Annotated in this window: 20 protein-coding genes; 15 read left to right on the top strand and 5 right to left on the bottom strand. The window is 66.1% G+C overall.

Features of this window, described 5'->3' with window-relative positions; genetic code table 11:
- Nucleotides 1-245: 245 nt before the first annotated feature.
- Both ACSQ8Y_RS23660 and ACSQ8Y_RS23655 read left to right on the top strand, forming a co-directional pair.
- Entirely contained in the window at nt 246-557 is a 312-nt protein-coding gene (locus tag ACSQ8Y_RS23660) for a hypothetical protein (RefSeq protein ID WP_436268854.1), read from the top strand.
- Between the two features lie 15 nt (nt 558-572).
- The gene (locus ACSQ8Y_RS23655; RefSeq protein WP_436268853.1) at nt 573-2,594 is read left to right on the top strand and encodes a primosomal protein N'; all 2,022 of its coding nucleotides are present in this window, start codon (nt 573-575) and stop codon (nt 2,592-2,594) included.
- Between the two features lie 103 nt (nt 2,595-2,697).
- Here ACSQ8Y_RS23655 and ACSQ8Y_RS23650 read toward each other — a convergent pair whose 3' ends face one another.
- Complete coding sequence (locus ACSQ8Y_RS23650; RefSeq protein WP_436268852.1) at nt 2,698-3,600, bottom strand: ArgP/LysG family DNA-binding transcriptional regulator; 903 nt, start codon at nt 3,598-3,600, stop codon at nt 2,698-2,700.
- A 132-nt stretch (nt 3,601-3,732) separates the two neighbouring features.
- Between ACSQ8Y_RS23650 and ACSQ8Y_RS23645 the strand changes: the two genes are divergently transcribed.
- Nucleotides 3,733-5,184, top strand: a complete 1,452-nt coding sequence (locus ACSQ8Y_RS23645) for a dihydrolipoyl dehydrogenase (protein WP_436268851.1) — start codon at nt 3,733-3,735, stop codon at nt 5,182-5,184.
- 133 nt (nt 5,185-5,317) lie between these two features.
- Nucleotides 5,318-6,439 carry an HD-GYP domain-containing protein gene (locus tag ACSQ8Y_RS23640; protein ID WP_436268849.1) on the top strand — a complete coding sequence of 374 codons (1,122 nt, stop codon included), beginning with the start codon at nt 5,318-5,320 and terminating at the stop codon, nt 6,437-6,439.
- Nucleotides 6,440-6,441: 2 nt separating this feature from the next.
- Here ACSQ8Y_RS23640 and ACSQ8Y_RS23635 read toward each other — a convergent pair whose 3' ends face one another.
- Complete coding sequence (locus ACSQ8Y_RS23635) at nt 6,442-6,924, bottom strand: SRPBCC family protein (protein ID WP_436268848.1); 483 nt, start codon at nt 6,922-6,924, stop codon at nt 6,442-6,444.
- A gap of 113 nt (nt 6,925-7,037) precedes the next feature.
- On the opposite strand from ACSQ8Y_RS23635, the gene ACSQ8Y_RS23630 reads away from it, so the two are divergent.
- Together ACSQ8Y_RS23630 and ACSQ8Y_RS23625 are read left to right on the top strand one after the other, a co-directional pair.
- Nucleotides 7,038-9,113: a UvrD-helicase domain-containing protein gene (locus ACSQ8Y_RS23630; protein WP_436268847.1), complete on the top strand. Its 2,076-nt coding sequence runs from the start codon at nt 7,038-7,040 to the stop codon at nt 9,111-9,113.
- Between the two features lie 55 nt (nt 9,114-9,168).
- Complete coding sequence (locus ACSQ8Y_RS23625) at nt 9,169-9,384, top strand: SlyX family protein (RefSeq protein ID WP_436268846.1); 216 nt, start codon at nt 9,169-9,171, stop codon at nt 9,382-9,384.
- Here the strand turns inward: ACSQ8Y_RS23625 and ACSQ8Y_RS23620 are convergent.
- Entirely contained in the window at nt 9,359-10,729 is a 1,371-nt protein-coding gene (locus tag ACSQ8Y_RS23620) for a GMC family oxidoreductase N-terminal domain-containing protein (protein ID WP_436268845.1), read from the bottom strand. The genes ACSQ8Y_RS23625 and ACSQ8Y_RS23620 overlap by 26 nt on opposite strands.
- A gap of 112 nt (nt 10,730-10,841) precedes the next feature.
- Here ACSQ8Y_RS23620 and ACSQ8Y_RS23615 point away from each other — a divergent pair, with 112 nt between their 5' ends.
- The gene (locus ACSQ8Y_RS23615; protein WP_436268844.1) at nt 10,842-11,420 is read left to right on the top strand and encodes an NnrU family protein; all 579 of its coding nucleotides are present in this window, start codon (nt 10,842-10,844) and stop codon (nt 11,418-11,420) included.
- A 47-nt stretch (nt 11,421-11,467) separates the two neighbouring features.
- Nucleotides 11,468-11,740 (top strand): type II toxin-antitoxin system Phd/YefM family antitoxin, encoded by a 273-nt coding sequence (locus tag ACSQ8Y_RS23610; RefSeq protein WP_436268843.1) that lies wholly within the window; start codon nt 11,468-11,470, stop codon nt 11,738-11,740.
- Nucleotides 11,741-11,899: 159 nt separating this feature from the next.
- Here ACSQ8Y_RS23610 and ACSQ8Y_RS23605 read toward each other — a convergent pair whose 3' ends face one another.
- The gene (locus tag ACSQ8Y_RS23605; protein ID WP_436268842.1) at nt 11,900-12,112 is read right to left on the bottom strand and encodes a VF530 family DNA-binding protein; all 213 of its coding nucleotides are present in this window, start codon (nt 12,110-12,112) and stop codon (nt 11,900-11,902) included.
- A gap of 160 nt (nt 12,113-12,272) precedes the next feature.
- On the opposite strand from ACSQ8Y_RS23605, the gene ACSQ8Y_RS23600 reads away from it, so the two are divergent.
- The 4 genes from ACSQ8Y_RS23600 to ACSQ8Y_RS23585 all read left to right on the top strand — a co-directional run bounded on the left by ACSQ8Y_RS23600 (nt 12,273) and on the right by ACSQ8Y_RS23585 (nt 14,647).
- The gene (locus tag ACSQ8Y_RS23600) at nt 12,273-12,848 is read left to right on the top strand and encodes a TMEM175 family protein (protein WP_436268841.1); all 576 of its coding nucleotides are present in this window, start codon (nt 12,273-12,275) and stop codon (nt 12,846-12,848) included.
- A 143-nt stretch (nt 12,849-12,991) separates the two neighbouring features.
- Nucleotides 12,992-13,591, top strand: a complete 600-nt coding sequence (gene wrbA, locus ACSQ8Y_RS23595; RefSeq protein WP_436268840.1) for an NAD(P)H:quinone oxidoreductase — start codon at nt 12,992-12,994, stop codon at nt 13,589-13,591.
- A gap of 92 nt (nt 13,592-13,683) precedes the next feature.
- A complete protein-coding gene (locus ACSQ8Y_RS23590) occupies nt 13,684-14,301 on the top strand; it encodes a hypothetical protein (RefSeq protein ID WP_436268839.1) in 618 nt (205 codons plus the stop codon).
- Nucleotides 14,302-14,359: 58 nt separating this feature from the next.
- Nucleotides 14,360-14,647 carry a DUF4404 family protein gene (locus ACSQ8Y_RS23585; RefSeq protein WP_436268838.1) on the top strand — a complete coding sequence of 96 codons (288 nt, stop codon included), beginning with the start codon at nt 14,360-14,362 and terminating at the stop codon, nt 14,645-14,647.
- Nucleotides 14,648-14,758: 111 nt separating this feature from the next.
- On the opposite strand, the gene ACSQ8Y_RS23580 is transcribed toward ACSQ8Y_RS23585, so the two are convergent.
- Nucleotides 14,759-15,271: a DUF1269 domain-containing protein gene (locus ACSQ8Y_RS23580; protein ID WP_436268837.1), complete on the bottom strand. Its 513-nt coding sequence runs from the start codon at nt 15,269-15,271 to the stop codon at nt 14,759-14,761.
- A gap of 275 nt (nt 15,272-15,546) precedes the next feature.
- On the opposite strand from ACSQ8Y_RS23580, the gene ACSQ8Y_RS23575 reads away from it, so the two are divergent.
- The 3 genes from ACSQ8Y_RS23575 (at nt 15,547) to ACSQ8Y_RS23565 (ending at nt 22,230) form a co-directional block, all read left to right on the top strand.
- Nucleotides 15,547-17,838, top strand: coding sequence for a YgiQ family radical SAM protein (locus ACSQ8Y_RS23575; protein ID WP_436269898.1), 2,292 nt, complete (start codon nt 15,547-15,549; stop codon nt 17,836-17,838).
- 190 nt (nt 17,839-18,028) lie between these two features.
- Nucleotides 18,029-19,456: an Ig-like domain-containing protein gene (locus ACSQ8Y_RS23570; RefSeq protein ID WP_436268836.1), complete on the top strand. Its 1,428-nt coding sequence runs from the start codon at nt 18,029-18,031 to the stop codon at nt 19,454-19,456.
- Nucleotides 19,457-19,533: 77 nt separating this feature from the next.
- Entirely contained in the window at nt 19,534-22,230 is a 2,697-nt protein-coding gene (locus ACSQ8Y_RS23565) for an EAL domain-containing protein (RefSeq protein WP_436268835.1), read from the top strand.
- Nucleotides 22,231-22,338 lie beyond the last annotated feature (108 nt).

Below are 22,338 nucleotides of genomic sequence, written 5' to 3'. Positions count from 1 at the left end.
TATCCCAAGGGGAAAGTGGTCTTATCGGATCATTCTCCACAAAGTTATCCACAAAAACTGTGGATAAAAAAGAAAAGGGCTTAGTAAACCGGGACTTAGTCACATTGCCAAGATTTTGGGTCTCAAAATGCTGCGCCGCATGATATTTAGTGTCGATTTCCTTGGCATAAAACCATTGCGTTTCCACAAACCTGGCATCACAGAATGTGTAGAATGCGCCGGTCCGCGTACGGGGGCTTCATGCTGTGCTGCAGCAGCGCGCCGGCGGCCTGACCGCTTGCAAGAAAGTACTTGATTTCGGCGAAATTCCCGGGCTCAAATACTTCACTTATGCACAGCGGGACGAAAAGTGGTATGGTTTTGCCGCCCTCTGGGGAGGGCTTTGCAAGTGGTTGATTATAAAGAGGAAAAAATCGGCATTTTGGCTGAATCCAGGTAGATTGCCAGTCACTGTTAACGGTTTCCTGAAATTAAGTACCCGTTGTTCACAAAGTTATCCACAAACTGGCGGATATATATTTGCCTTGAAAACTGCAGCACTTTCGACACTTTTTTGACCCTGTTAGGACCCGATGGCGCAGTGCATACTGAAAATCGCGCTCGACACCCCGTTGAATGCCGTATTCGACTATCGCTGGCGCTGCGAGGACGATGCCCGGCCGCAAATCGGACAGCTGGCGCTGGTGCCGTTCGGACGCCGCGAGGTGATGGGCTTGATCGTCGGCCTGGCCGAGCACAGCGACGTGCCGGCTGAAAAGCTGAAGGACGCGCTGTCGGTGCGGCACCAGCTGGCACCGCTGTCGGCGCAGTGGCTGGCGCTGGCCGGCTTCGCCGCCGATTACTACCAGCGTCCGCTGGGCGAGGTCGCGCTGCCGGGCTTGCCGAAGAATCTGCGCGTGCTGACCACGGTGGCGCTGGACCGCGCCATCAAGAAGCTGGGCAAGCTGGAGGACAGCCACGACCACACGCCGCTGAACATGCCCAGGCTGAATCCCGAGCAGCAGACCGCGGCGGACTGCATCGGCAGCGCGCTGGGCTACCAGCCGGCGCTGCTGTACGGCGTCACCGGCAGCGGCAAGACCGAGGTCTATCTGCAGGCCTGCGCGCAGATCCTGCAGCGCGAACCGCAGGGCCAGATCCTGATCATGGTGCCCGAGATCAATCTCACGCCTCAGCTGGAAGGCAATATCCGCGCGCGCTTCCCCGGCGTGATGCTGGCCACCTTGCACAGCAGCCTGTCCGAGGGCGAGCGCATGCTGCACTGGCTGGCCGCGCACCAGGGCCAGGCCCGCATCGTGCTCGGCACCCGGCTGGCCATCCTGTCCTCGCTGCCGAATTTGAAACTGATCGTCATCGACGAGGAGCACGATCCATCCTACAAGCAGCAGGAAGGCTTGCGCTATTCGGCGCGCGACCTGGCCGTGTGGCGCGCCTGGCAGCTCAAGATCCCCATCGTGCTGGGATCGGCCACGCCGTCGCTGGAGAGCTGGCACCATGCGCAGGGCGGGCGCTACAAGCTGCTGGAACTGCGCGAGCGGGCCGTCAAGCAGGCTGTGTTGCCTGCGGTCAAGCTGATCGACATGGAGCGCGACAAGCCGCGCGACGGCCTCACGGGCGCGCTGGTGGCCGCGCTGAAGCTGCGCATGGAGCGCGGCGAGCAGTCGCTGCTGTTCCTGAACCGGCGCGGTTACGCTCCGGTGATCTGTTGCGAATCATGCGGCTGGATCAGCGACTGCACGCGCTGCACCTCCTTCATGGTGCTGCACAAGCCGGAGCACCGGCTGCGCTGCCACCACTGCAGCCTGGAAATGCGGATACCCCACCACTGCCCCACATGCGGCAATGTCGACCTGCAACCCGTGGGGCGCGGCACGCAGCGCGTGGAAGAGGGCTTGCAGGCGCTGTTCCCGGCAGCGCGCATCCTGCGCATCGACGCCGACAGCACGCGCAAGAAGGGCAGCGCGCAGGCGGCCTTCGACACCGTGCACCGGGGCGAGGTCGACATCCTGATCGGCACGCAGATGGTGGCCAAAGGGCATGACTTCCAGAAATTGACGCTGGTGGGCATCATGAATCCGGACACGGCGCTGTTTTCGCAGGACTACCGCGCCAGCGAGCGCCTGTTTGCGCAGCTGATGCAGGTGGCCGGCCGGGCCGGGCGGGCGGCGCAGACCGAGGGCGGCAGCGCGGCCGAAGTGCTGATCCAGACCCGCTATACGCAGCATCCGCTGTACTCGGCGGTGGTGAACCACGACTACGACCATTTCGCGTCGGCCCTGCTGGAGGAGCGCAAGCAGGCCGGCTTGCCGCCCTATCTGTTCCAGGCCCTGCTGCGCGCCGAGGCGCCCGAGCTGGCCACGGCGATCGAGTTCCTGGAAATCGCCCGCGACTGCGTGCTGCACCCCGGCATCACGATCAACGACCCCATCCCGATGACGATGACGCGCGTGCACAATGTCGACCGCGCCCAGCTGCTGGTCGAGTCGCCGTCGCGGCCGAATTTACAAGTGTTTCTCAAAGAATGGATGGACACGCTGCGCGGGCTGAAAAGCCGCGTCAAATGGTCGCTCGAAGTCGACCCGCTGGATATTTGAGTCCGCCCGCCGTGCCGCAAGAAAGCAGCCTGAGCCGTGTTCGGGGACTCGGCGTCCCCGTCCGGCCCTGGTGCGGCTCAGCCATGCTTCATGGCGTCATGTTTTAGGGCTGCGGCAGGTAGCGGCGGGCGCTGGCGACGATTTGCTCGGACAGCGCGCGCGTAAACGGGGTGTCGAGGTTCCAGGCGTGCCAGTCGAGCGGCACGTCGAGCGCGTGGCCGGGCGCGAGGTCGACCAGGCGCCCGCTGTCGATGGCGCCGGCCACATGCAACTGCGGCAGCAGGCCGTAGGACAAACCGCCATAGATGCATTCGTACAGCGCCGGCGACACCGGCAGCGTGTGGTGCGGGAAGGCGCCCCGTTCGCCGACCGCCGCAGCCAGGAAGCGCGCCATCAGCGCGCGCTCGCTGACCACGGCCGGCGTCAGCTGCACCGCCTCGGCCGAGAAGCCGTCGCCGAACCAGCGTCCGGCGAACTCGGGCGTCGCCACGCACAGGTAGCGCATCGCGCCCAGCGGTGTGGTGGCGGGGCCGTTCAGGCTGGCCGGGCCGGATGCCGCGTCCCCGCGCGCCGCGATGGCGCCGAACACGCTGCCTTCCTGCACCATGTGCAGCGCCTGCTCGCGCCCGGCCTGACGCACGTCGAGCTGGCAGCGCGGCGGCAGCAGCAGCGGCGGCAAGGCCTGCGGGAACCAGGTAGCCAGGCTGGCGCCATCCACCGCGATGGAAATTTCCGGCATGCTGACCCGGTTGCCGAGGTCGATGTCCAGCGCCGCTTCCATCAGGCGCACATTGCGCTGGTGGGAGATCAGCCGCTGGCCGAGCCCGGTCGGCACGCAGGGCACGCCGCGCACGATCAGCAAACGGCCGCTGCTGTCCTCCAGCGCCTTGATGCGCTGCGAGACGGCGGACTGGCTGATGCCCAGCGCCATGGCGGCCTTTTCAAAACTGCCGTGGCTGGCCACGGCGTCCAGCACCGCCAGCGCTTTGTAGTCGAGATTTGCCATAAGTACTGCTTATAAAAATACAAAACGATAAGTGATACTAATGGGTTTCCGGGTTTCATGCTCGATATTTCGCAACAGGGTAGTATTTATAGCTAAGAAATTTATCGTCGAGAAACCAGTGGAGAGCGCGCAATGAAGACCATACGTACCGATGTGGCCGTGATCGGCGCCGGCAGCGCCGGCCTGAGCGCCTACCGCGCCGCGCGCGCCGGCGGCAAGCGCGCTGTGCTCATCGAGAGCGGACCCTACGGCACCACCTGCGCCCGGGTCGGCTGCATGCCCAGCAAGCTGCTGATCGCGGCGGCCGACGCGGCCCACGCGCTGACGGCCGCGCCCGCTTTCGGCGTGCATCCCGGCCAGGTCCGCATCGACGGCGCGGCGGTGATGGCGCGCGTGCGCGGCGAGCGCGACCGCTTTGTCGGTTTCGTGCTGGAGGGCATGGAGCACATCCCCGAGGAGGACAAGCTGCGCGGCCACGCCCGCTTCACCGGGCCGCGCGAACTGCAGCTCGACGAGCACACCCTGGTACAGGCCGAGCGCATCGTCATCGCCACCGGGTCCAGCCCCATCGTGCCCGAGGAATGGAAAAAGGCGGGCGAGCGCGTCATCACCAGCGACGCGGTGTTCGGCTGGACCGATCTGCCGACATCGGTGGCCGTGGTGGGCACCGGCGTCATCGGCCTGGAGCTGGGCCAGGCGCTGCACCGTCTTGGCGTGCGCGTGGCGCTGTACGCGCGCGGCGGCAGCGTGGCCCAGCTTGGCGACCCGCAGGTGCTGGCCGAGGCGGCGCGCGTGCTGGCGGCCGAGCTGGACATCCGCTTCCAGACCCAGGTGGCGTCGGTCGAGCGCGCGGCCGACGGCGGCGGCGGCCTGGTGCTCACCAGCCGCGACGGCGCCGGCCGGGAACGCCGGGAACGCTACGACTACGTGCTGGCCGCCATCGGCCGCAGCCCCAATGTGCAGGCGCTGAACCTGGACGTGGCGCAGATCGCGCTGGACCGGCGCGGCATTCCGCTGTACGACCGCCGCACCATGCAGTGCGGCAGCAGCGCCATCTTCATCGCCGGCGACGCCGACGACGAGTTGCCGCTGCTGGGCGAGGCCGCCGACCAGGGCAAGATCGCCGGCGCCAACGCTGCCGGCTTCCCGGCGGTACGGCCGGGTTTGCGCCGCACGCCGCTGACCGTGGCCTTCTGCGAGCCGCAGATCGCCACCATGGGTGCGGGCTACCAGGCCTTGTGCAGCAGCCACAGCGGCCGTTTCGCGGTCGGCGCGGTGTCCTTCAGCAAGCAGGGGCGCAGCCGCGTCATGCTGCAGAACCACGGTTTGCTGCGCGTGTACGGCGAATTCGGCAGCGGCCGTTTCCTGGGCGCCGAAATGATAGGGCCGCGCGCCGAGCATATCGGCCACCTGCTGTCCTGGGCCGTGCAGGCCGGGCTGACGGTGCAGGCCATGCTGGACATGCCCTTCTACCATCCGGTAGTGGAAGAGGGCGTGCGCACCGCGCTGCGCGACCTGGCCGAGCAGCTGGCGGCCGAGCCTCCCGCGCCGCAACCTTGTCCCGATTGCACGCCCGGCACTTGAGCCCGGTACCTGAGCCCGGTACCTGAGCCCGGTACTTGAACTTCCGGCAGACATTGCCTATGCTTAGACGTGGTTGATTTACGGCAACTAATGGGCAAGCCGCTGCGTGCCTGAAAACAGCGGGAGACAAGCAGTGAAAATTCGGAAGATCAGCCCCGGCGATTTGCTCGTCGGCCAACTGCTGCCTTGGGACGTGTACGGGAACGGCGGCGGCCTGCTGGCGCGCAAAGGGCAGCTGATCGGCAATATCAGCGAGCTCGACAGTTTGGCCGAGCGCGGCGTCTACGAGGACTGGAGCGCTGCGCTGCCGCAGTCGCGCGAGCCGCAGTCGGTGCTGCGGCTGCTCACTTGTGCCCAGCTGCGATTGCAGCCGGTGCTGCAGCAGATCGCCTCCGGCGTCCCCGTGGCCCATGCGCGAGGCGTGCTGGAGGAGATCGCCGCGCTGGTGACGGAAGCGGTGCGGGTCAACGCCGACGTGGCGGTCGCCTGCATCCTGCACCAGCAGTCGGCCATGCCGTATTCGGTGCGCCACAGTGTCGACACGGCGGTGGTGGCGCAGGTGGTGGCGCTGGGACTGAAAAAGCCGGACGAAGACATCCTGACCATGACCTTGGCCGCGCTGACGATGAACGTGGGCATGCTGGCCGGCCACGACCGCCTGCAGGCGTCCAGCGGCCCGCTGTGCGAGGCCGATCACCGCTTGATCCAGGACCATCCGCGGGCGGGCGCGGTGCTGCTGCGCCAGGCCGGCATCGCGCACGCGGGCTGGCTCGCCTGCGTGCTGGCGCACCACGAGAACGAGGACGGCAGCGGCTATCCGGACGGCAATGCCGGCGCCTGCGTGCCCGAGCCGGCCAAGCTGATCGCGCTGGCCGACCGCTACTGCGCCCGCGTGTCGCGGCGCAGCTACCGCAGGACGCTCACGCCGAACGCGGCCCTGCGCGACCTCTTGCTCGAAGCCAGGAACACGGACGGCCTGCCGTGCGCCGTATTGATACGGGAACTGGGGATTTATCCGGTGGGCACCTGCGTGCGGCTGCTGAACGGCGAGCTCGGCGTGGTCGCCCGCAAGGGACTCCATTCCACTACGCCGTGGGTGACCTCGCTGCTGGGGCCGCACGGGGCGCCGCTGCACTCCCCGCTGCCGCGCGATACGCGCGCCGAACACTGCGCCATCCGCGAAGTGCTGGACCTGGACCATGCCGACTTGCAGTTCCGCATGGAACAGGTGTGGGGCCGCGCGGCCGCGCAATAGCGTTAATTCAGCAAGGAATCGAGCCGGCCCTGTTCGGCCAGATCGCGCAGCACGCGGATGGTGTCGATGTCCGACTCCTGGTAGGCCGATTTGCGGAATTCGTCATACATGGCGTTGGCCTGGTCGGTCTGCGCGTCGTGGCCGTCGTCGTATTCGAAACGCACCCACAGCGTGCCGGGCTGCGGCGTTTCGATGGTCATGGTCAGGCTGGACGCGCTGATGTCCTGCTGTGGAGCAACTTCGTAGCGCACCCGGCGCATCGGCTCCAGCAGCACCTTGTCGGCGATCACCAGCTCCCCGTAGCGCAGGCGCCGCTTGAAGCTGGTTTCGCGGCGGTCGTCGATCTGGCATTCATCCAGGTGGGGCACGAACAGCATGGGCGATTCGGCGCGCAGCACCAAGCCGCGCCACAGTTGTTCATGGCTGAGTTCGTCGATCAGCGGGTTGAGTGGATCGTTGATTTCGATCAGATGTTCAAATTTCATGATGCTGCCTAAAAGGGAAGAGTTGGCTGACACTATATTCTCCCCCATCCTGAAATACCAATGCTTGCGCTGCTACAATAAGCGGCTTGTTTCGCCCCTCCCGCCTGGAAACCATGTCTAACGCACCACAGTTCGGTCTCAACGCCCCGCAAAGTGAAGCCGTGCTCTACCTGGACGGCCCCTGCCTGGTGCTGGCCGGCGCGGGCTCGGGGAAAACCCGCGTCATCACGCAGAAAATCACCCATCTGGTCGAGGACCGGGGCTACGACCCGCGCACCATCGCCGCGCTGACCTTCACCAACAAGGCCGCGCTGGAGATGCAGGAGCGGGTCGCCAAGCTGCTCAAGCAGCCGCGCCAGGCCAAGCAGCTGACGGTGTCCACCTTCCACTCGCTGGGCGTGAAAATCCTGCGCCAGGAAGCGAACCACCTGGGCTTGAAGGACCGCTTCTCCATCATGGACAGCGACGACTGCTATTCCCTGGTGCAGGACCTGGCCATCACCACCGACAAGCAGATCATCCGCGGCATCCAGAACGATATTTCGCTGTGGAAAAACGGCCTGGTCGAGCCCGAGCTGGCGCTGTGCAACGCCACCACCGAGGACGAGGCGCAATCGGCGCGCATCTACGCCAGCTATGTGTCGACCCTGTCGGCCTACCAGGCGGTCGATTTCGACGACCTGATACGCCTGCCGGTCGAGCTGTTCCGCGACAACGGCGCCGTGCGCGACAAATGGCAGCGCCGCCTGCGCTACCTGCTGGTGGACGAATACCAGGACACCAACACCTGCCAGTACGAACTGGTGAAACTGATGGTGACCGGCATCGGCAAGAAGCCCATGTTCACCGCCGTGGGCGACGACGACCAGGCGATCTACGCCTGGCGCGGCGCCACGGTCGAGAACCTGTCCAACCTGAAGGTGGACTTCCCGGACCTGAGGCTGATCAAGCTGGAGCAGAACTACCGCTCCACCACGCGCATCCTGCAGGCGGCCAACGCCGTCATCGGCAACAACCCCAAGCTGTTCGAGAAGAAGCTGTGGTCCGAGCACGGCCTGGGCGAGCCGATCAAGGTGCACGCGATGCCCAACGACGAGCAGGAGGCCGAGCAGGTCGCCATCATGATTTCGGCCGACCATTTCGAGCGCAAGAACCAGTGGACCGATTACGCGATTCTGTATCGCGGCAACCACCAGGCCCGCATCATCGAGCAGGCGCTGCGCAACCAGCGCATCCCTTACACGATCTCGGGCGGCCAGAGCTTCTTCGACAAGGCCGAGATCAAGGACATCATCGCCTACCTGCGCCTGCTGGCCAACCCGGACGACGACCCCGCCTTCATCCGCGCCGTCACCACGCCGCGCCGGGGCATAGGCCAGTCCACGCTGGAAGTGCTGGGCGCGTTTTCCGGCCAGTGGCAGTGCTCGCTGTTCGAGGCCGTGTTCAAGGGCGGCATCGAAGCCAAGCTGCCCGACCGCCAGTTGCTGCCGCTGCGCGAGTTCTGCAACTTCATCAACAACCTGGAGGCGCGCGCCAGCCGTCCCGGCCCGTCCGGCAGCGGCGACAACGCCGCCCAGGTGCTGGACGACCTGATGGAAGCGATCCACTACGAATCCTACCTGTACGACAGCTTCGAGGAGCGCCCGGCACAGAGCAAGTTCCAGAACGTGACCGAATTCGTCAACTGGCTGAAGGACCGAGGCCGCGGCGGCAAGGACCGCGAAGGCGAGGAAAAGAACGTGCTGGAGCTGACCCAGATGGTGGCCTTGATGACCATGCTGGAAGGCAAGGACGAGGAGCCCGACGCGATCCGCATGTCCACCCTGCACGCGTCCAAGGGGCTGGAGTATCCGCACGTGTTCCTGGTCGGGTGCGAAGAGGGCATCCTGCCGCACAAGGGCGATCCGGACGCGCCCGTCGAAACGCTGGCGCAGCGCATCGAGGAAGAGCGGCGCCTGATGTACGTCGGCATCACGCGCGCCAAGCGCACCTTGCAGATCACCTGGTGCAAGAAGCGCAAGCGTGCCGGCGAGCAGGTGCATTGCGACCAGTCGCGCTTCATCAAGGAGATGGAGCTCGACGTGGGCGACGCCGTGCCCAAGGAATCGGAGATCATCACGCCGCGCGAACGCCTGGCACGCATGAAGGAGCTGTTGGCCGGCAACAAGCAGGACGTGCCCAAGCCGTGACCGCGACGCAGCGGGGGCGGGAGTACAATGCCGCCTTTACCGCCGGGAGCACGCAGTGAGCAACGACAACAGCAACGAAGAGCGCTTCATCACCATCGAGATCAAGGTCGCCCACCTGGAAGACATGGTGGACGAACTGAACCAGCGCGTCTACGAGCAGCAGAAGCAGATCGACAAGCTGGAGCAGCGGCTGGCCGCGCTGGCGCAGCACATCCGCGACAATCCGCAAGGCGGGCAGGGTGCGGTCAACGAGCGTCCGCCGCACTACTGACCGGCGGGCCGGACGCGGCAATAAACATCGGCATGCGCTGCTGGCGCTGGCTGGCCGCGCTGCCCGCCAGGTGCTCGCCCAGGCGCTGGCCCAGGCACAGCAGCGTGAGCGTGGGCGGCAGGCCCCACGGGCCCGGTATCACCGACGCGTCGCACACATACAGGCCGCCCGTCGGCGTCTGCAAATCGCCATCTACGCCTTCCCCTACCCGGACGCTGCCGCCCGGGTGCGCGGCGAAATGCCAGCTCTGGAACACGTGTTTGGCGCCGGCCGCCGCGAGGATGCCGTGCGCCATGGCCACGCCTTGCTTCAGCTTGGCGCGGTCGGCGTCCCGCAGCCGCTTGTCGACCCAGTGCGGCCCGATCGCGCCGCCGATCTCGTCGCGGATCTTCACCATGATGCTGAGCGTGCGGCGGTGCGCCGACAGGCGGCCGAAGCGGCCCACCTGCAGCGCGAAGGCCTGGTACATCGGCTTGGGCAAGGTCAGGTCGGCCAGCGCGATGCCCTCCGCGTGCAAGTTCAGTCCCGCCGCCATCGGCACCTCGGCGCCGCCGTCCACATCGTCCACGCTGCCCATCACCGCGATCACGGGATCGCTGAAAAAGGGCGAGACGCGCGGCGCCAGGCCGGAGCCGTGCAGCAGGCGCGGGCTGCCGATGCCGCCGGCGGCCAGCACCACGGTGTCGGCCAGCACAGCCGTCGAGACGCCGTCGATCTGCACTTCCACCCCGGCCGCGCGCCCGCCCAGCACCAGCACGCGCGTGACTGGCGCGTTGTCCACCAGATGCGCGCCGTGGGCGCAAGCCTCGTCGAGGAAATCGCGCGCCGTCCATTTCGCGCCGTAGGGGCAGCCGTAGACGCAGCGCCAGCAGCCGGCGCGGCAGATCTGCGGACGTATCATCTTGTCGAGTTTGTGCCAGTCCAGCCCGAGCGACAAGGCCGCCTGCATGATGCGGGCCGCCATCGGGCCGACCAGCGCGTCCGGCAGCGGCGCCATCGGGAGCTCCGCGCGCAGCGCCGCCAGTTGCGGTTCCAGGTCGATGCCGTGGGCGGCGAACATGGCTGCGGGCGGCGGCGCCGCCGTCGCGAAATTGATGGCCGAACTGCCGCCGGCCACCAGGCCGCGCACCAGCAGCGACGCGTCGCCGTGGAAGAAGGCGCCCTTGCCGGGCACGGCGGCGATGGCCGCCATCTGGCCCAGCGTGCCCTTGAGCGGCGCGGCGCTGCCTTGCTCCAGCACCAGCACGCGCAGGCCGCGCGCGGCCATGGCGCGCGCCACGCTGGCGCCGCCGGGGCCGCTGCCAACGACGATGGCGTCGTATGAGTGCTTGAGTGAGCTAGGCATGCAAGCATCGTAGCACGCGATTTGATGCCAGGTCGACATCAAATCAGGTGCCGGCTTGGCTATTTTGCGTTATCGTCAAGTTTTCATTAACTTTCATTAATAGGGATGCGCGATGACTATTCTGGTGCTGGGTTTGCTGATTTTCCTGGGCGTGCATTCGGTGCGCATCGTCGCCGACCCATGGCGCGGCGCGATGCTTGCGCGGCTGGGTGAAAATGGCTGGAAGGGCTTGTATTCGCTGGTGGCGCTGGCCGGCTTCGCGCTGCTGGTCTGGGGTTACGGCCAGGCGCGCCAGGCGCCCGTCGTGCTGTGGACGCCGCCGGCGGCCATGCGCCACCTGGCCGCGCTGCTGACGGCCATCGCTTTCGTCTTCATCACGGCCGCCTACGTGCCGCGCAACGGCATCAAGGCCAGGCTGCACCATCCCATGCTGCTGGGTGTGAAGAGTTGGGCGCTGGCGCATCTGCTGGCCAACGGCACCCTGGCCGACGTGCTGCTGTTCGGCGGCTTCCTGGTGTGGGCCATCGTGGACTTCGCTTCCGCGCGCCGGCGCGACCGCGCCAGCGGCACGGTCTACCCGCCCGGCACGGCCTCCGGCACCGCCATCACCGTGGCGGTCGGGCTGGCGGCCTGGGCCGCGTTCGCGTTCTGGCTGCACGGCATGCTGATCGGCGTGCGGCCGTTTGGCTAAACGGGATCTCCCGAAAGGCCAGTTCGATCCGCGTGATTTTTTTTGTTATGATGAACGAGCATCTGGATAGTGATGAGGTGCATCATGCACACAGTTCCTTGGCCGAAGCCAAGGCGCAATTGAGCCGCCTGGTGGCAATGGTCGAAGCGGGTGAGGACGTCACCATCACCAAAAGAGGCCAGGCGGTCGTGCGCCTGGTGCGTAGTGCTCCGCCTCGCCAGCAAATGCCCGGCCTGGCCGAGCTGCGCGCAAGGCTGCCACATCAAAGCGAACCGGCTGGTGAATTCGTGCGGAAACCGCGGGACAGCGACCGTTACTGATGCGTTACGTCGACATCGGCGTACTGGTCGCGTATTTAACGCCCGGGCCTGGTAGCGCAGCAGCAGAGCAGTTCATGCTGAGCGCTGGCGATACATTGGCAATCAGAACCTGGTCCGAGCTTGAGTTGTTGGCACTGCGGGTATCGGAAGGCATGCTCTCTAATCGTGGAACTTGGTCTCGAGGTATAGCCGTTCGACCTGATCCCGCGCCCATGGGGTCCGGCGCAGGAATTTCAGGCTCGACTTGATGCTCGGCTCCTTGATGAAACAGTTGATGTCGATTCGGCTGGCAAGCCCGCCCCAGCCGTAATGTGAAACCAGCCGGGTCAGTACCGATTCTAAAGTAATACCGTGTAATGCCTGAAAACTCATTGCGCAACGCTTCCTTGGGGTGGTTGGGGAATTCTACACGAACCGGCATACTGGCAGAGGCAGCGCACCACAGTACAAGGGGGCGTGGAAGCCTTCAGGGTGACGCCACCGAACAGGTAGAAGCAAGCCTGTTGAATTACTTACTAGGAGAATAGGAAAGATGGGGAAAGGCCGACTCGAGGCATTCAGCGATGGCGTGATCGCCATCATCATCACCATCATGGTGCTGGAACTGAAGGTGCCGCACGGTGCGACATGGGACGCCTTGCTGCCGCTGGCGTCGGTGCTGCTGAGCTATGTGCTGAGCTTCGTCTACGTCGGGATATATTGGAACAACCATCACCACATGATGCACACCGTGAGCAAGGTCAGCGGCGGCGTGCTGTGGGCCAATCTGCACCTGCTGTTCTGGCTTTCGCTGATCCCCTTCGTTACCGGCTGGATGGGCGAGAACCGCTTCGCCGCGCTGCCGGCCGCCATTTATGGCGTGGTGCTGGCCATGAGTTCGCTGGCCTACGTGTGGCTGGAGCACGTGCTGATCAAGCTGCACGGCCCCAACTCGCCATTGGCGCGGGCCGTCGGCAAGGACCATAAGGTCTGGGTCTCCCTCGGCGTCTATGTGCTGGGCATCGCCGCGGCGGCGCTGCACCCCTTGCTCAGCGTGGGCCTGTACGTGCTGGTCGCGGTATGGTGGTTCATACCCGACCGCCGCATCGAGGCCGCGCTCGCGAAGTAGTCTCAGCCCGCGTGGCAGCGCCGCCGGCAGCGGCTTACAGGCTTGCATGGCCGAGTCGCGCGCAGGCTTTTTCGAATGGCTTTATGCTAACGACGCACGCCTCGCTGGCGCGTGTCCGATTAGTCATTTAAATGGAGAAAGCTATGTCGAAGGTACTTGTTCTGTATTACTCGTCGTACGGCCACATTGAAACCATGGCGGGAGCGATGGCGGAGGGCGCGCGGGCGGAAGGAGCGACGGTGGACATCAAGCGCGTGCCGGAAACCGTTCCCGATGAGGTCGCCACGAAGTCGCATTTCAAACTGCAGCAGGGCGCGCCGGTGGCTACCGTGGCCGAGCTGGCCAACTACGACGCCATCATCGTCGGCGCGCCGACCCGCTTCGGACGCATGCCCTCGCAGATGGCCGCGTTTCTGGACCAGGCCGGCGGCCTGTGGATGAGCGGCGCCCTGAACGGCAAGGTCGGCGGCGCCTTCACATCCACCGCCACACAGCACGGCGGACAGGAAGTGACACTGTTTTCCATCATCACCAACCTGATGCACTTCGGCATGACGATCGTCGGGTTGCCGTACAGCTACCAGGGACAGATGACGCTGGACGAGATAGTCGGCGGCAGCCCCTACGGCGCCACCACGATCGCGGGCGGGCAGGGGCAGCGCCAGCCTAGCCAGATCGAGCTGGACGGCGCCCGCTTCCAGGGCGGTCTGATCGCCAAGACGGCGAACAAGCTGTTCGGGTAAACGACACCAGCCAGTCCCGCAGGGCTGGCTGGTCAGGGCCATTTTGCGGTCGAGGTATCATGGGGGATGACGGGTAAAATTTGGAGGTTGCAATGAGGGAATTGCTTGACGGGCTGGCGCATGCGATGAATCAGCTGGACCATGTGGGCCAGGAGGAATTCGTGGGCTTGATCAGCGGCGCGCTGGAGGAATACCCGGACCTGGGCTGGGAACTGGGGCCGGATCCGCTCGACGCCAATCTGCTGCGCCTGAGCCTGGCCGTGCGCAACGCGCCGGAATTCCGCGAACGGGCATCCGCCTCGGGCAGCTTGCCGCTGGCCGGCGAGGGCTGGGTCATCGATATCGGCGTGCCGCCGCGCGCCGGCGACATCTACCTGGAAGCGCAGGCCGGCGACGAGGTGCTGGCCATCGAGGGCGATCTGCTGGGGGTGCAGCTGCGCGCCTTCAAGGACATGGTCGACCTGGTGCTGGGCGTGCCGCCCGGCCCGCTGCGCCAGCTGGGCCAGGCCGAGCTGGAAGAGTTGGCCGAGATCTTCGCCATGGGCGAGCTGGGCGAACTCAATATGATGGACCATGTCAATTCCGTCAGCGTCGAACAGATCGACGGCCTGTCGCGCGACTGGCCTTCGCTGACCACCTTGCGCGCCGCTTTCGCGGAAGATTTCCCTTCCTGCGCCTACGCCGAATGGTTGCGTGACTCCAGGTCATAGCTGGCTGCGGCAATTGGGTGTATAAATTCGGTATAGGGACAACTACGGGGACGGGACTATGGACAGCAATCTGAAGGCATCGTTGAAGACACTGCACAGCGAACTGGCCAGCACGCCCGGCCCGGTGGACGAGGAATTGCAGGATTTGCTGCAGCAGTTGGACGGCGACATCCGGCAGTTGCTGGAACGGCGCATCGAGCAGGAGAACGCGGGCGGCGAGGACACCACCACCTACGGCCTGGCCGAGCGCACGCAGGAAATCTCCGCCAAGTTCGCCGTCAAGCATCCGACGCTGGAACCGGCGCTGCGCGAGCTGGGCCGTATCCTGGGCAATATGGGCATCTGAGGCGGCATGCATGCGAAAAAACCGGGAGCGGCGCCATCGGCACCGCTCCCGGTCTGGCATGCGAACCCGGGGCCGCCAGCCTCGCTAAGGCCGGCTCCCGGGCAGCCGGCGTTACGGAAACGCCAGCATGGGCGGTTCAATACCGCCAAAGCTGATTTCGGGATGCCGCTTGGCGATCATCTCCTCGATCTCAAGCACGCGCCGGGGCGGCACGTCCACGATCATCAATACCTTGCCCTGCTCGATGGCGGGCCCGAATTGTTCCAGTTTCTTGTTCGGCACGGCCGCCGCGTTCATGCCGGATGCCCAGCCGCCGAAGATCGCGCCGCCCAGGGCCACCAGCAGGATGGCCGCCGTGCGCAGCGTGATGCCGTCGGGCGGGAACACGGTCAGGAAGATGGCGGCCGCCAGGCCGACAATGCCGCCGATGACCATGCCCAGCTGCGCGCCGTGGATCAGGTCCGTGCGCTGCAGGAAGCTGCAGTCCGGCATGTCGTCGGGCAGGGTGCCTTCGCGGGCCATGAATTTCATGTGGCGCTCTTCAATGCGGGCCAGCAGCATTTCGTCCAGCATGGCGCGGGCGCTGGGGACATCGGGTAGCAGGAAGTAGAGGCGGCGGCGCATAGTGATCTCCTTGGGGTGTTGTTTTAGTTATAGCAAACTTAATGACAAAGGCAATGACAAAGGCAAGGGTGTCGCCTGTGATTTTTTGTACGGACGACATGCTTGCCCGTTCTTCACAAGTTATTGAAAATAAAAAGAATTTCCAATTGATTGTGCCTATCGCTTGAGCAGGGGCGGCGCATTTCCGGTACAATCGCGTCCCTATGACCCCCACCAATCTCTTTGCGACCGTCCCCAAGCGGTCTGCGCGCGCTGCCACCGCGCCTTTCCTGCCCATGTCCCGCGCCGAAATGGATGCGCTGGGATGGGACCAGTGCGACGTCGTGCTTGTCACTGGCGACGCCTATATCGACCATCCGAGTTTCGGCATGGCCCTGGTCGGCCGCCTGCTCGAAGCGCAGGGCTACAAGGTCGGCATCATCAGCCAGCCGGACTGGCACTCGGCCGACGCCTTCCGCGCGCTGGGCAAGCCGCGCCTGTATTTCGGCATCACCGCCGGCAATATGGATTCCATGGTCAACCGCTACACCTCGGACCGCAAGATCCGCTCGGACGACGCCTATACCGCGAACGCCGAGCCGAACAAGCGCCCCGACCGTGCCGTCACCGTCTATTCGCAGCGCGCGCGCGAGGCCTATTCGGACGTGCCGGTGGTCATCGGCAGCATCGAGGCCTCGCTGCGCCGCATCGCGCATTACGACTACTGGTCCGACAAGGTGCGCCGCTCGGTGCTGCCGGACTCGAAGGCCGACCTGCTGATCTTCGGCAATGCCGAGCGCGCGCTGGTCGACCTGACCCACCGCCTCAACGCGGGCGAGGACATCAAGAACATCAAGGACTTGCGCGGCACCGCCTTCATGGTGCCGGCCGGCTGGCTGCCGGGCGAGGACTGGGGCGTGCAGAACAGCACCCGCGTCGACGTGCCGGGCAAGGTGGACGTGCATCCGGACCCGTACGCCATGGCCAAGGAAGACAAGAGCGCCTGCGCCACCGATAACGCGGCCACCGCGCCGGAAGTGGTGAAACCGATCCGCATCATGACGCGCGAGGAGCGCCAGCAGATGCTGCGCGAGCAGCACATGCGCACCGTCGTGCGCCTGCCGGCCTACGAGACCGTCAAGGACGACCCGGTGATGTATGCCCACGCCTCGCGCGTGTTCCACCTGGAATCGAATCCCGGCAACGCGCGCGCCATGGTGCAGGCGCACGGCGAGCGCGACGTGTGGATCAACCCGCCGCCGCTGCCGCTGGCGATGGACGAGATGGACGGCGTGTACGACATGAACTACGCCCGCGCGCCGCACCCGAGCTACGGCAAGGCCCATATCCCGGCCTGGGAAATGATACGTTTCTCGGTCAACATCATGCGCGGCTGCTTCGGCGGCTGCACCTTCTGCTCGATCACCGAGCACGAAGGCCGCATCATCCAGAGCCGCTCCGAGCCGTCCATCCTGCGCGAGATCGAGCACATCCGCGATAAGACCAAGGGCTTCACCGGCACCATCTCGGACCTGGGCGGCCCGACCGCGAATATGTACCGCCTGGCCTGCAAGGACAAGAAGATCGAGGAATCGTGCCGCCGCCTGTCGTGCGTCTATCCGTCGATCTGCGTCAACCTGGGCACCGACCACAGCAAGCTGATCCAGCTGTACCGCAAGGCGCGCGCCATTCCCGGCGTGAAGAAGATCCTGATCGGCTCCGGCCTGCGCTACGACCTGGCCGTGCGTTCGCCCGAATACGTCAAGGAACTGGTGACCCACCACGTCGGCGGCCTGCTGAAGATCGCGCCCGAGCACACTGAGTCGAACGTGCTCTCCAAGATGATGAAGCCCGGCATCGGCGCCTACGACGAGTTCAAGGCCATGTTCGAGAAGTTTTCGCTGGAGGCGGGCAAGAAGCAGTACCTGATCCCCTACTTCATCGCGGCCCACCCCGGCACCACCGACGAGGACATGCTGAACCTGGCGCTGTGGCTGAAGAAGAACAACTTCAAGCTGGACCAGGTGCAGACCTTCATGCCGACCCCGATGGCGATGGCGACCACCATGTACCACTCGCGCAAGAACCCGCTGAAGAAGGTGACGGCCGATTCGGAGGTGGTGGAGACCGCGCGCAGCGGCAAGGTGCGCAAGGCGCACAAGGCCTTCCTGCGTTATTACGACCCGGAGAACTGGCCCATCCTGCGCGAGGCGCTGGTGAAGATGGGGCGCGGCGACCTGATCGGCAACGGCGAGAAGCACCTGATTCCGTCGTGGACGGCGGGCGAGGAAAACCTGAAGGCGGCGCCGGAGGGCAAGCGCGCCATGCCGATGGCGGCACCGGGCGCCAAGCCGCGCGCCACCGGCACCGTGCCGGGCGTGCGCGGCGCGCGCGCCGTGGTGGCGGCGCCGGCGGCGGCCGGCCGCGGCGGCCGCGCCAACGCGCTGACCGGTTCGCTGACCGCGCGCGAAAGCGTGGACACCAAGGTGCGCGCGTCCATCCTGGACACGATCAAGGTGAAGGCCAAGCCTGCGGCCGCCCCGGCCAAGGGCGGCCGTCCCGCCGCCCCGCCGCGCGGCCGGAAGTAAGCCTTAGTCAGCAACAGCAGCGTTCGCGCTGTGCCCGCAACAGCGCCCCCGGGCGCTGTTGTTGTTTTCTCCCCTCATTTTCCCCAATAGCATGGATAATTCAGCCCACCTCCCTTGATCGCGGGGCGCGGGATGCGGCTACACTGGCGGCTGACTCGCGCCTTGCGTGCGCGATACCGACTGGATGACAATGAAAAACACCCTGAGCCTGAAAACCCTCTTCATGGTGCCCGTGCTGGCGCTGATGGCCGCCTGCGGCGGCGGCGGCGGCGGCAGCACTCCCGCGACCCCGACCACGCCAACGGCAACGCTGACCTCGATCACGGTCACGCCCGCCAATCCGACCATTTTCGCGGGCGCCAAGCAGCAAATGCTTGCCACCGGCACCTATTCGGACGGCAAGAGCAGCGCCATCACCACCGGCGTCACTTGGAGTGCCAAGGGCACGGTGGCTGCGGTGGCGGCGGACACCGGCCTGGTGACGGGCAAGGGCATCGGCAGCGACACCGTGACGGCCACCGTCGGCACGGTCAGCGCCAGCACCGGCATCACGGTCAAGGGCCAGTGGGCGGGTGTGGCCGCCGGCGGCAAATACAATGTGGCGCGCCACCAGGATGGCAACCTGTACGCCTTCGGCAACAACCTGTACGGCCAGCTGGGCGACAACTCCACCATCGCGCGCAACCAGCCGGTGGTGGTGGCTGGCGCCAACACCACCTGGAAGCAGGTCGCGACGGGCGGATTCCACACCCTGGCGCTGCGCGCCGACGGTACGCTATGGGCCTGGGGCTTCAACCAGAACGGCCAGCTGGGCGACGGCACGCAGACCAACCGCCTGGTGCCGACCAAGATCGGCACCGCGAAGTGGCTGTATGTCGCGGCCGGCAAGTCGCACAGCATCGGCATCGACGACAAGGGCTTGCTGTGGACCTGGGGCCGCAACGCCGCCGGGCAGCTGGGCGATACCACCACCATCGACCGCCTGGCGCCGGTGCGCGCGGGCGTGCTGACCGATACCTATACGTCGGCAGCGGCGGGCGACACCCACTCGCTGGCGCGCCGCAGCGACGGCGCCCTGATGGCCTGGGGCGGCAACGCCACGGGCCAGCTCGGCACCGGCGGCACCGTCAGCAACACGGCGCCCGTGCGCGTCGGCACGGCGGTGTGGGCCAGCGTGGCGGCCGGCGGCGGCCACTCGGCCGCCATCCGCAGCGACGCCACGCTGTGGACCTGGGGCGACAACGCCAGCGGCCAACTGGGCCTGAACACCGTCATCAACGCCAATGCGCCGCAGCAGGTCGTGCTGGCCGGCACGGCCAACAACTGGACCGCCGTCTCGACCGGCCTGGGCCATACGGTGGCGATCCGCACCGACGGCACGCTGTGGGCCTGGGGCGCGAACGGCAACGGCCAGGTCGGCAACGACAGCCTGCTCAACCAGCTCGCGCCGGTGCAGATCGGCACGGCCACCGGCTGGACCGCGATCGCGGCCGGCGAGCTGCATACGGTCGGCATGATGGTCGACAATTCGCTGTGGACCTGGGGCGCGAACACCGACGGCCAACTGGGCAACGGCCAGAACACGGACCAGAAGGTGCCGGTTCTGCTGGTGCAGTAACCGCCCGAACCCAGGGAGCCGCCATTTCGCCGCGCCGCCTACTGAGCCTGGCCCTATGGCTGCTGGCGGCGTGCGCCGTGCCGCCGGCCGCGCTGGCGCAGGAGGCGGTGGCGCTGCAGCTCAAGCACACCCACCAGTTCCAGTTCGCCGGCTACTACGCGGCGCTGGAAAAAGGCTATTACCGCGAAGCCGGGCTGGACGTGCGCATCCTGGAGGGGCACGACGGCAACGAACCGGAGCGCAGCGTGCTGGCCGGCAAGGCCGAGTACGGCGTCGGCGACAGCACGCTGCTGCTGGCGCACATGGCCGGCAAGCCGCTGGTGGTGCTGGGCGTGGTGTTCCAGCATTCGCCCTACGCGCTTGCCATGAAGCAGACCAGCGCCGCGCCGGACGTGCACCGCATCGCCGGCAAGCGGGTGATGGTGGGGCCGGCCAGCGGCGCGCTGTCCCGCACCGACGAGGTCATGGCCTACCTGCGCAAGGAGGGCATCGCGCCGTCCAGCCTGCAGCGGGTCGAGCACAGCTACAATCCGGACGACCTGATCACGGGCAAGGTGGACGCCATGTCCGTCTACGTCACCAACGAGCCGGACCTGATGGACCGGGCCGGCTTCCCCTACGATATCTACAGCCCGCGCAACGCCGGCATCGACTTCTACGGCGACAACCTGTTTACCAGCGAACGCGAGCTCAAGGACCACCCGGAGCGCGTGCGCGCCTTCCGCGCCGCCAGCATGCGCGGCTGGGTCTACGCGATGAGCCACCAGGAGGAGGTCGCCGACCTGATCCTGAACAAATACACCCGCCGGCACGACCGCCGCCACCTGCTGTACGAGGCGCGCGCCATGGTACCGCTGGTGCAGCCGGTGCTGGTGGAAATCGGCTATATGAACCCGGAGCGCTGGCAGCACATCGCCGACATCTACACCGACCTCGGCATGCTGCCGCGCGGCGCCAGCTTCGACGGTTTCCTGTACCAGCCCGACGGCAGCCGCGCGCGCGGCTGGCTGTACCGCGTGCTGGCGGCGGCCAGCGTGCTGCTGGTGCTGGGCGCCGCCGTGCACTTCGCCCTGCTCACGCGCGAGCGCCGGCGCGCCAGGGAAGCGATACGCCTGGGCGAGGCGCGCTTCCGCACCATGTTCGAGGCGGCGCCGATGGGGATCGCGCTGATCGACACCGTCAGCGGCCAGTTCCGCGACATCAACCCGCGCTACCTGCAGATCGCCGGCCGCACGCTGGAGGAGATGAAGGCCAGCAGCTGGCGCGACATCAGCCATCCGGACGACGTGGAAGCCGAGCAGGACCAGGTGGGGCAGCTGCAGGCGGGCCGCATCGCCGGCTTCAAGCTGGCCAAGCGGCTGCTGCGGCCGGACGGCTCGGTGGTGTGGGTGGACGCGTCGATCACCGCGCTCGACGCGCCCCAGCCGCACCACCTGTGCATGATCGAGGACATCACCGACAAGAAGCAGACCGAGGCGCTGATCTGGCAGCAAGCCAATTTCGACCCGCTGACCCAGCTGCCGAACCGGCGCATGTTCCTCAACCGGCTCGAGCAGGCCATCGTCAAGAGCCGGCGCGACGGCACCCGCATCGCCATCCTGTTCATCGACCTGGACCACTTCAAGGAAGTCAACGACACGCTGGGCCACCACCAGGGCGACATCCTGCTGATCGACGCGGCGCGCCGCATCGGCGCCTGCGTGCGCGAATCCGACACGGTGGCGCGGCTGGGCGGCGACGAATTCACCGTGATACTCGGCGAGCTGGCCGAGATCGGCCGCGTCGAGAGCATCGCCCAGAACATCCTCGACAGCCTGCTGGCGCCCTTCCCCCTGGGGCAGGAGCAGGCTTTCGTGTCGGCCAGCATCGGCATCACCTTGTACCCGGACGACGCCGGCTCCATCGAAGACCTGCTCAAGCACGCCGACCAGGCCATGTACGCGGCCAAGGGCGCCGGGCGCAACCGTTTCAGCTACTTCACGCCGGCGCTGCAGGTGGCCGCGCTGAACCGCATGCGCCTGACCAACGACCTGCGCGGCGCCGTCAAGGGCAACCAGCTGGAGCTGTATTTCCAGCCCATCGTGCACCTGAAGAGCGGCCGCATCCACAAGGCCGAGGCGCTGATACGCTGGCGCCATCCGCAGCGCGGCCTGGTCAGCCCGCTCGAATTCATACCGCTGGCAGAGGCCAGCGGGCTCATCGTCGAGATCGGCGCCTGGGTGTTCCAGCAGTCGGCGCGCTGGATCCAGCGCTGGCGCAAGGAGGTCGATCCCGCCTTCCAGGTCAGCGTCAACCAGTCGCCGCTGGAATTCCAGCGCGAGGGCGGCTACGAGGCCTGGCTGGCGCTGCTGGACGAACTGGGCCTGCCGGGCCAGTCGGTGGTGATCGAGATCACCGAGGGCCTGCTGCTCGACGCCAGCAGCAGCGTCACGGACAAGCTGCTGCAGCTGCGCGACGGCGGCATCCAGGTGGCGCTGGACGACTTCGGCACCGGTTATTCCTCGCTGTCCTACCTGAAGAAGTTCGATATCGACTACCTGAAGATCGACCGCAGCTTCACCCGCAACCTGGCGCCCGAGTCGAGCGACATGGCCTTGTCGGAAGCCATCATCGTCATGGCCCACAAGCTGGGCCTGCAGGTGATCGCCGAGGGCGTCGAAACGCCCGAACAGCGCGCTTTGCTGGCCGAGGCCGGCTGCGACTACGGCCAGGGCTACCTGTTCGCCAAGCCCATGCCGGCCGAGCAATTCGACCGGCTGCTCAGGGAACAGTGACCCCCGATTCAATTGGATCGCTCTTGCCACGATGAACCATCTCAGGTGTAATGCCGGGACTAAACATAGTAATTTACTAATTTAGTCCGTTTGCTACATCTTTGAAGG

It is taken from the genome of Pseudoduganella sp. LjRoot289 (genome assembly GCF_964252925.1).
Taxonomy (GTDB): domain Bacteria; phylum Pseudomonadota; class Gammaproteobacteria; order Burkholderiales; family Burkholderiaceae_D; genus Rugamonas.
Note: the sequence above shows the minus strand (reverse complement) of the source record. Positions and strands in the feature narration are given on the sequence as shown.

What these genes read in the sequence shown, in the direction of transcription:
- ACSQ8Y_RS23655 (WP_436268853.1), top strand. Translation starts at nt 573, where the DNA reads ATGGCGCAGTGCATACTGAAAATCGCGCTCGACACCCCGTTGAATGCC.
- ACSQ8Y_RS23650 (WP_436268852.1), bottom strand. Translation starts at nt 3,600, where the DNA reads ATGGCAAATCTCGACTACAAAGCGCTGGCGGTGCTGGACGCCGTGGCC.
- ACSQ8Y_RS23645 (WP_436268851.1), top strand. Translation starts at nt 3,733, where the DNA reads ATGAAGACCATACGTACCGATGTGGCCGTGATCGGCGCCGGCAGCGCC.
- ACSQ8Y_RS23635 (WP_436268848.1), bottom strand. Translation starts at nt 6,924, where the DNA reads ATGAAATTTGAACATCTGATCGAAATCAACGATCCACTCAACCCGCTG.
- ACSQ8Y_RS23630 (WP_436268847.1), top strand. Translation starts at nt 7,038, where the DNA reads ATGTCTAACGCACCACAGTTCGGTCTCAACGCCCCGCAAAGTGAAGCC.
- ACSQ8Y_RS23620 (WP_436268845.1), bottom strand. Translation starts at nt 10,729, where the DNA reads ATGCCTAGCTCACTCAAGCACTCATACGACGCCATCGTCGTTGGCAGC.
- ACSQ8Y_RS23615 (WP_436268844.1), top strand. Translation starts at nt 10,842, where the DNA reads ATGACTATTCTGGTGCTGGGTTTGCTGATTTTCCTGGGCGTGCATTCG.
- ACSQ8Y_RS23610 (WP_436268843.1), top strand. Translation starts at nt 11,468, where the DNA reads ATGATGAACGAGCATCTGGATAGTGATGAGGTGCATCATGCACACAGT.
- ACSQ8Y_RS23605 (WP_436268842.1), bottom strand. Translation starts at nt 12,112, where the DNA reads ATGAGTTTTCAGGCATTACACGGTATTACTTTAGAATCGGTACTGACC.
- ACSQ8Y_RS23600 (WP_436268841.1), top strand. Translation starts at nt 12,273, where the DNA reads ATGGGGAAAGGCCGACTCGAGGCATTCAGCGATGGCGTGATCGCCATC.
- wrbA (WP_436268840.1), top strand. Translation starts at nt 12,992, where the DNA reads ATGTCGAAGGTACTTGTTCTGTATTACTCGTCGTACGGCCACATTGAA.
- ACSQ8Y_RS23590 (WP_436268839.1), top strand. Translation starts at nt 13,684, where the DNA reads ATGAGGGAATTGCTTGACGGGCTGGCGCATGCGATGAATCAGCTGGAC.
- ACSQ8Y_RS23585 (WP_436268838.1), top strand. Translation starts at nt 14,360, where the DNA reads ATGGACAGCAATCTGAAGGCATCGTTGAAGACACTGCACAGCGAACTG.
- ACSQ8Y_RS23580 (WP_436268837.1), bottom strand. Translation starts at nt 15,271, where the DNA reads ATGCGCCGCCGCCTCTACTTCCTGCTACCCGATGTCCCCAGCGCCCGC.
- ACSQ8Y_RS23575 (WP_436269898.1), top strand. Translation starts at nt 15,547, where the DNA reads ATGTCCCGCGCCGAAATGGATGCGCTGGGATGGGACCAGTGCGACGTC.
- ACSQ8Y_RS23570 (WP_436268836.1), top strand. Translation starts at nt 18,029, where the DNA reads ATGAAAAACACCCTGAGCCTGAAAACCCTCTTCATGGTGCCCGTGCTG.